The sequence below is a fragment of the Acidimicrobiales bacterium genome (assembly GCA_035533095.1).
Lineage (GTDB): Bacteria > Actinomycetota > Acidimicrobiia > Acidimicrobiales > Palsa-688 > DATLUM01.
Genome location: DATLUM010000027.1, coordinates 1 through 7796, shown reverse-complemented (window position 1 = coordinate 7796; position 7796 = coordinate 1). Strand labels below are relative to the sequence as shown.

The 7796-nt window shown below is 66.5% G+C and carries 8 protein-coding genes and 1 tRNA gene; 4 read left to right on the top strand and 5 right to left on the bottom strand.

Annotated features, from left to right (window positions below; all coding sequences use genetic code 11):
* Window positions 1–902: aldehyde dehydrogenase family protein (locus VNF71_02785; protein HVA73473.1), on the bottom strand; the 902-nt coding region annotated here is incomplete at its 3' end.
* A 184-nt stretch (window positions 903–1086) separates the two neighbouring features.
* Between VNF71_02785 and VNF71_02780 the strand changes: the two genes are divergently transcribed.
* Window positions 1087–2175: an SDR family oxidoreductase gene (locus tag VNF71_02780; GenBank protein ID HVA73472.1), complete on the top strand. Its 1089-nt coding sequence runs from the start codon at window positions 1087–1089 to the stop codon at window positions 2173–2175.
* An 80-nt stretch (window positions 2176–2255) separates the two neighbouring features.
* Here the strand turns inward: VNF71_02780 and VNF71_02775 are convergent, their stop codons facing one another.
* Complete coding sequence (locus VNF71_02775) at window positions 2256–2903, bottom strand: helix-turn-helix domain-containing protein (protein HVA73471.1); 648 nt, start codon at window positions 2901–2903, stop codon at window positions 2256–2258.
* A 23-nt stretch (window positions 2904–2926) separates the two neighbouring features.
* Window positions 2927–3784, bottom strand: a complete 858-nt coding sequence (locus tag VNF71_02770) for an oxygenase MpaB family protein (protein ID HVA73470.1) — start codon at window positions 3782–3784, stop codon at window positions 2927–2929.
* A gap of 216 nt (window positions 3785–4000) precedes the next feature.
* Here VNF71_02770 and VNF71_02765 point away from each other — a divergent pair, with 216 nt between their 5' ends.
* Window positions 4001–5320 (top strand): alpha/beta hydrolase family protein, encoded by a 1320-nt coding sequence (locus tag VNF71_02765; protein HVA73469.1) that lies wholly within the window; start codon window positions 4001–4003, stop codon window positions 5318–5320.
* A 40-nt stretch (window positions 5321–5360) separates the two neighbouring features.
* On the opposite strand, the gene VNF71_02760 is transcribed toward VNF71_02765, so the two are convergent.
* Window positions 5361–5876 carry a hypothetical protein gene (locus VNF71_02760; protein ID HVA73468.1) on the bottom strand — a complete coding sequence of 172 codons (516 nt, stop codon included), beginning with the start codon at window positions 5874–5876 and terminating at the stop codon, window positions 5361–5363.
* 10 nt (window positions 5877–5886) lie between these two features.
* A complete protein-coding gene (mug, locus tag VNF71_02755; GenBank protein HVA73467.1) occupies window positions 5887–6420 on the bottom strand; it encodes a G/U mismatch-specific DNA glycosylase in 534 nt (177 codons plus the stop codon).
* Between the two features lie 220 nt (window positions 6421–6640).
* On the opposite strand from mug, the gene VNF71_02750 reads away from it, so the two are divergent.
* Together VNF71_02750 and VNF71_02745 are read left to right on the top strand one after the other, a co-directional pair.
* A tRNA-Met gene (locus VNF71_02750) sits at window positions 6641–6714 on the top strand.
* Window positions 6715–6927: 213 nt separating this feature from the next.
* Window positions 6928–7796, top strand: an 869-nt coding sequence (locus VNF71_02745) for a DEAD/DEAH box helicase family protein (protein HVA73466.1), incomplete at its 3' end; no start/stop codon positions are given.

The window sequence follows — 7796 nt, the reverse complement described above, 5'->3', positions numbered from 1 at the left end:
AGCTGTCCCGTATTCGAGAACGCCGCCCGGATGGCGCCGGGCACGGCCTTTCTCAGTTCGGCGTCGTCGAGGATGAGGATGGCGTTCTTTCCGCCAAGCTCCATGGAAAAGTCGACCAGCCGGTGGGCTGCCCTGGCGGCGACGGTACGGCCGACCCGCGTGCTCCCCGTGAACATGACGAAGTCGCTGTTGTCGACGATTGCATCACCGAGCTCAGCTCCGGTGCCGGTCACGACCTGCAGAACGCCCGGCGGCAGACCCGCCTCCTCGAGCAGGTCCGCGGCCCACAGGGCAGTGAACGGCGTCTGCTGGTCGGGCTTGGCGACTACTGCGTTCCCCGCCACCAGCGCGGGCAGCGCATCCGTCACCCCGAGGGTTAGCGGATAGTTCCACGGCGAGATGATCCCGATCACCCCTTTCGGATGGTGGTATTCCCAGGTTTGGGTCAGGCCGGGGATAGCGCCCGCCTTTCGATGCGGGCCTAACAGGCGTGGCGCCGTCCGTGCGTAGTAGCGGCCGACCTGGGCCACGTCGATGATTTCCTCGAACGCGTGCCGGCGGGCTTTTCCGCTCTCGAGCTGGATGAGGTCCAGCCCTTCGTCCTGACGATCGAGGACCAGCGTCGCAAAGCGCAGGAGAATCTCCCCCCGATCGGGCACCGGGACCTCGGCCCATGCGCCTTGGGCTGCCCGCGCCCGTGCTGCGGCGGACACCACGTCGTCGGGTGTGCACCTGGGTACCCGGGCGAACGGGTCCCCGCTGGCCGGCATGTGGACCTCGAGTGGGTCGCGGGGACCACCTGTAATCACCCGCCCGGCCAGACGCTCGAGCATGTCCCCCGTCACCCGTGGCCCCAGCCCGGCCTGCCCGAGGTGGGGCGACGTGTCTCGCGCAGTAATCATGCCCGTCCTCCTCCTCGCTTGTGGGCGCTCAGCATCGGCCCACAGGGCCAGCGTGTTCCCAAAAGGTGCGGTCGACAAGGGCCGATCGGCAGTTTTCGAGTTTTGGGGACCAACGGCCCTGGGCTGCAGTCCGCCCGCTACTTACCATCCGAACTGTCGTACCTGACGCATCAAAGGGAGGGACATGACGATCTTCATGACCGGATTCCCGGGTTTCCTCGGCAGCGCTCTGTTGCCCCGGATCATGGCTCGAACCGGAGAGGCAGCCGTCTGCCTGGTGCAGCCGAAGTACCAGCCCGCCGCCGAGCTGCGTGTGAAGGAGCTCGTCGCCGAAGACGAGTCCCTGGGGGGCCGGATCAGCCTGGTTGCGGGTGACATCACGGTTGCCGGGCTCGGGCTCTCCGAGAACGACGGCGCCGGAATATGGTCGACCGCAACCGAGATTTGGCACCTGGCGGCTGTTTACGACCTGACCGTTGAGCCCGAACTGGCCATGCGGGTGAACGTCGACGGCACGCGAAATGTCCTCGACGCTGCAGTCCACTGCGAGCGGCTCCGCCGGTTCCACTACTTCAGCACCTGCTACGTGAGCGGCCGCTACCCGGGCCCGTTCAGTGAGGAGGATCTCGAGGTGGGCGCGCCGTTCCAAAATCACTACGAGGCCACCAAGCACCTCGCCGAGGTGGAGGTGCGCCGGCGAATGGTCGAGGGCCTGGCAGCCACCATCTACCGGCCGTCGATCGCGGTGGGCGACAGCCGGACGGGCGAAACCCAGAAGTACGACGGGCCGTATTTCGCCCTGCAACTCCTGCTCCGCCAGCCTCGCATCGCGGTGCTACCGGTGATAGGTGATCCCAGCCTGACCTCGGTGAACGTCGTCCCACGCGACTTCGTGGTCGCCGCCGCCGCCTACCTGTCCGGCCTTCCACAGTCCGCCGGTCGGACGTACGCCCTGGCCGATCCCCACCCGCTTACCGTTGCTGCCATGGTCGATGTCCTCGCCGAGGCGACCGGCCGACGGGTGATCCGCGTCCCGTTGCCTCGCCGACTGGCCAAGGCGGCCATCCGCTACGTGCCGGGAGTACGCCGGTTGATGCGAATGCCGCCTGAACTGGTCGATTACTTCGCAGACCCGACCTGGTTCCTGACCACGAACACCACGGCCGATCTCGAGGCCTCTGGGATCGCTGTCCCGCCACTCGCCACCTACGCCGGTCGCCTCGTCGAGTACATGCGAGCGCACCCAGAGGTCGGCTCGGAGCCCATGGTCTGAGCGGCAGACCCGGCGCGGTTCATGCCGCGGTTGGGGGTCGCTGGCGGTCCCCCCGCTGAGAAGAGTCGCGCCTCTTCAGCTCAGCCCTCGCGAGCCGCAGGACGAAACGGCGGCCTGAGCGCTTCGGGAAGCAGGTGCTCCACCATCAGCGGAAGCGAACCCAGCAGAAACGTGCGCGCCTGCTCGCGGCTGATGCGCCGGCGGTCCAGCCATTCCCTCGTGACCTCTTCGGCGAAGCGGCCGTAGGCGAGAACGAGTGACCGGATCTCCGGGTGGTGCTCGTCGTCGAGACCGAGGACCAGCATCACCTGTGAAGCAGTCCGGTCGCGCACCTGGAACAGGATCTCGTGCATCGTCTGGTCCTGGCCGGTCTCTCCGGCGTCGATCGCCAGCAGCCACGGCTCGCGGTTCTGCTCGACCAGGTCCATCCAGGCGTCGACGCTCTCCTCCCAGGAGAGCACCCTGCCGCCGGTGGTGAGCGCGACCATCGAGTCGAACAGCTCACCGATCGGGAGCCGGACCAGCTCCCTGACGGCCTCGAGGTACAGCTGGCGCTTGGTGCCGAAGTAGTGGTGGACGAGGCCGCGTGTGACGCCGGCGGCGTCTGCGATCTCGATCGTCGAGACCTGCCCGTAAGGTCGCTGAGAGAACAGGCGCTGGGCAACCTCGAGTATCTGGCTCCGCCGCTCGTCGGTGTCGAGGCGGTTCCACCGCTTCGCGCCGCTCACAGCAGGCAATCGAAACCCTGCACCTATACGAGCGGCCGGCCGGCCCTGACCCGCCGGCGCATGTCGGCGAGCAGGAGGCTGAAGGGCAGGGCCTTCAACGCCGGAGGTATCGGTCTCTCCAAACGGCCGATCCTGCGCAACGTCCGGGTGAACTTCTCCTCGTCGCTGCCCGACCAGGTGAAGCCCATCTCCTCCCTGAACAGCGGCGGAAGGAAACCCTTGGTCCAGAACAGGTTGTTGCCGGCGAAGAGGAGTTGGAACGGCCGCGGCAGGTTCTTGAGCTCGACGAGACCGAGCAGGTACTCGCGCATGACGGCGTCGATGTGCACTTGCGCGAGCGACTCCTCCCAGTACGAGCGGAAGGCGCCGCGGTCCGCCGGCCACATGTGCGGCCGAACCTGGAGCGTCGTGCCGAGCCGAGCCGAATAGCTGAAGAGCCGGTCCGCGGTGGCGTCGTCGAGGGGGCCGTGGAGCCGCTCGGTCAGATCCACCAGCCCGTAGTACAGGCAGGCCGCCACCCAGAGTTGCAGCTTCGGGTCCATGGCTCTGTAAGCCACCGGGCTTTCTTCGGTCGAGTACACCTGCGCGTGCTGGCCGTTGACCGCCGAACGGAACCGCCGCCGGTCCTCGTCGTCGCCGAGCAGAGCGACCGCCAGGTAGGTGAAGGTGGTGCGGCCCCGCTTGATCGGGTGCTTCATCGCGCTACCCGAATCGACCCGGCTCTCCAGGACCCCGTAGCCGACGGCCGGCCAGCTCAGCTGCATGATGACGTTCGCGGCTCCGGGGAGGCCGCCGGCGAGAGGCGACATGAACCGGCGGACGTCGAAACGCTCGTCGCTTACCCCGACGGGCTTCGAGTCTCGATCCAAGGTGGAGGTCACCGGTCTCCTTCGCTCGCTCACGGTTTTCTGTGGGACGGTTCCGTTTTGTGGGACGGAGACGTCATCAGATGACGGCTGTGTCCCACAAAACAGGATTGTCCCTCAAAATCCGAACTGGCCGGCGCATCCACGAGGTGGAATGCTGTTGACGTGCCGCGGCTTTTATCCCGATCCATTCCGTTTGGGCGTCGGCGCGCGGTTGTGGCGGCGGCGTGCGTGGCTTTGGCGCTGCCTGCCGTGCCGGCCATCACCGCTCCGGCGGTTAGCGCGCCGGCGGGCCCGTCGTTTGCCGGCGGCGAGGGACTTCACGTGCTTGGCGTGACCCGCGTCGACGACCGCGATTACAGCGTCCAGGTGCTGTCCCCCGACCTCGGCCGGCCGGTCAACATCCGGATCCTGTTGCCCGTGGGATACGGGAACGACCCTACCGAGCGCTACCCGGTTCTCTACCTGTTCCACGGCACCAGCGGGCAGGCGTCGGACTGGGTCGAATCCGGCGGCGCGGAGCAGACCACCGCCCCTTACAAGCTGATCACCGTGATGCCGGACTGCGGGTTCAACGGCGACGGCGGTTTCTGGTTCACCAACTGGGTGGACCAGACCACCACCCACGGTCCATCCCAGTTCGAGGACTACCTCATCGACTCGCTCATCCCCTGGGTGGACACGAACCTGAACACGATCGCCAACCGTGACGGGCGCGCGGTGGCCGGTCTTTCTCAAGGTGGCTACGGCTCCGGGGAGATGGCCGCGCGGCACCCGGACATGTTCGTCTCGATGGCGTCCTTCTCCGGGGCGCCAGAGATCGAGCGCGACCCCGAGGTCTTCGCCGGCGCGATCGGGGTGATCGAGGCGATCGAGGTCGGTGACGATCGCGTCCCGCCCTTCTCCGAGCTGGGCAACCCGGTGACCGACCAGATCAACTGGGAGGGACACGACCCCGCAACGTTGATCACCAACCTGCGCGGCATGAGCATCGACCTGTGGACGGGTGAGGGCATCGACGGGCCGTACGACACCACGCCCAACCCCGAGGCCTCGGCGCTCGAGGGTGCCGTGTACCAGTCGACCGAGCACTTCCACCAGCATCTCGTCGCCGAGGGCATCCCGTCCTACTACGACGACTACGTCTACGGCACCCACAGCTGGCCCTACTGGGCCCGGGACCTGCGCGCCTACGTGCCGATGATGATGGCCGACTTCGCCAATCCAAAGGACCCGACTGTCATCTCCTACATGTCGATCGACAAGGACTGGTCGCAGTGGGGCTACAGCGTCTCGATGGGCCGGGCGGCCGCGCAGGAGTTCAGCTCGCTCACCGACGGCACACCGTCGGGGTTCGAATTCTCCGGCAGCGGCACCGCGACCGTCACCACTCCCGACCAGTACCAGCCGGGCTCGCAGCTCACCGTCACCATCGCCGGACCTGAGGGGACAAAGACCGAGCCCATCCTCGTCGGGCCGAGCGGTGGGATCACCGTCGTCGTGCCACTGGGCAGCGGCGGCCAGGCACGAGTCGACATCAGCGGCACTTGAGTCGAAGACGCTGTTCATCAGCATCCGGACAGTGTGATCTTCAGGGGTCGATCACCGCGTGGCGAAGCGGTCGATTGTCGTCGAGGTATTTGAGTGGATGGCGGCCGTCGACGTTGCCGAGCAACCCGATGACGTTGTAGCCGAGGAGCTCCTGCAGGCGCCTGGGGAGGTCTTGGACGATCTGCTTGGGAACGCCGAGTACGTGGTTCTCCTGGGGGCGCAGCCAGCCGGCGCAGTATTCCAGGATCACCCCGAGGCGAGGGCGGTCGGTTCGGTTCGCTCCACCGCCGTGCAGCAGGCCACCCAGGTAGATCATCAGTGACCCGGCAGGCATCACGGCTCGGCGGCCCGCGCGGGTCTTGGCGAACAGGGCGTAGATGCGCCGGGTGGAGTAGCCCTCGAAGTCGTTTCGCCCGGTGGGTACCGCGTCCAGGATGCGGTGCAGATCGGCCCGCTTGGCCGCCACGTCGGCCGGGTCGAGGTAGCCCTCGATGATGGAGTACCCGTCGCGGTCGAGGTCGTCCAGGACCCGCCTGGCCGTTCCGTGCGTGTCCATCTCGCTGACGCTACGGCTTGCCGCCGCCGGGTGCTCGCGGGCGGATCCCGTTGGAGACGTACGAGCGGAGTTCGTGCATTTGCTCGACGATGTCCGCGATCTGATACCGCGCCTGAAGCCCGCTCGGGTTGGGCAGCAGCCAGAGCTTTGCCGTCTCCAGGTCCTCTGGCTGAAGTCCCAGCCGGGCGGCGGGGCGGTCGAACGCGGTCCGGTAGGCGCTCATCCCGAGCACCGCGACGCACAGCGGGCGCCATCTGACAACTTTGCGGGCTAGCCGCTCCGCGCCTTCGCGCAGGTGCGCGCGGGTCAGCTCGTTTGCCGATCTCGTCGCCCGGTCGACCAGGTTGGTGACGCCGAGGCCTGAGCGGAGCAGTTCTCGGCCCTCCTCCGGGGTCAGAAGGCGGTCGGTGAAGCCGGAGAGATAAAGCGACTTCCAGAACCTGTTGCCCGGTCGTGCGAAGTGGTGGCCCACCGCGGCTGACCAGAGCCCCGGATTCACCCCGCAGAACAGCACGGACAGGTCGCCCGTAATGACGTCGGGCACTGTCCTGCCCTCGGCAGCGTCCAGTTCGTCTCGTGTGGGATTGACCATTCTCGGGTTCACAAACGGACGAGGAAAGGCGCAACGGTAGTGCCAGTCTGGCTTGGTACCCCGCTTGCAGCTCAGCCCGGTAGCGACGAGGCGTTTCTCAGCCTCGTGTTGTTCAGGGGCGGTTGCCGCCGATGCGCTCCTTGGCGATGCGGTGGTATCGTGTCTGAACCGCCGCGGGGTGGAGCAGTCTGGTAGCTCGTCGGGCTCATAACCCGAAGGTCGTTGGTTCAAATCCAACCCCCGCCACTAAGAAAGTGCTGGTCAGAAGGGGTCTCGGTCGCCGAGGCCCCTTCAGTTTCTCCCGACTTCTACCGGATCTTCTACCGGATGGATCGGCACAGTCTCGTACGATCAGGGACATCAGAGGACTGAAACGTCCAGAATGGGGATAGCGACGGCGCGCTGCGTGGCGTGACTGCTCGTGACGCGCCCATGCCCAAGGTCCCTCTGAAGCCGCCAATGCCTGAGCCGAGCGACTACCTCGGTCCAGAGGCGCGGGCGCGTGTGGAGATCGATCAGAAGCTCACGGCGGCGGGCTGGGTAGTGCAGCGCCATAAGCAGATGAACCTGGGCGCTGGTCGCGGTGTGGCGGTCCGTGAGTTCCCGATGGCGCCGGGTCACGGCGATGCCGACTACCTGTTGTTCGTCGACCGGAAAGCGGTCGGAGTCATCGAGGCTAAGAAGGCCGGGTCGACGCTGACGGGAGTCGAGTGGCAGTCGGCGAAGTACACGGCGGGCCTGCCGGACAACGTTCCAGCGCTCACCAAGCCGCTTGCCTTCGCCTACGAGTCGACCGGCGTAGAGACCAGGTTTACGAACGCCTTCGACCCCGAGCCGGCCAGCCGGCAGGTGTTCTCGTTCCATCGGCCTGAAACGCTCGCAGAATGGGTCCGCGTCTGGATGGAGTGGGGTGGGATCGAACGGGCGACACTCCGTGGCCGACTGCGCGAGATGCCCCCGGCGGATCTATCAGGGCTGTGGCCTCCCAAGGACGACGCGGTCAAGAACCTCGAAGTGTCGCTCCAGCACTTTCGGCCCCGGGCGCTCATCCAGATGGCAACTGGCTCCGGCAAGACAATGCTCGCCGCGTTCGTCTCGTACCGCCTGATCAAGCACGCCGACGCAAGCCGCATTCTGTTCCTCGTGGACCGGGCCAACCTCGGACGCCAGACGCTCAAGGAGTTCCAGGCCTTCACGACGCCCGACGACGGTCGCAAGTTCACCGAGCTGTACAACGTCCAGCTCCTCCAGTCGAACGCGATAGACAAACCGTCGCGCGTGGTGATTACGACCATCCAGCGGATGTACTCGATCCTCCGTGGCGATGC

Excerpts from the sequence above, each read along its gene's own strand:
- VNF71_02780 (HVA73472.1), top strand. The coding sequence starts at position 1,087 with ATGACGATCTTCATGACCGGATTCCCGGGTTTCCTCGGCAGCGCTCTG.
- VNF71_02760 (HVA73468.1), bottom strand. The coding sequence starts at position 5,876 with ATGGACACGCACGGAACGGCCAGGCGGGTCCTGGACGACCTCGACCGC.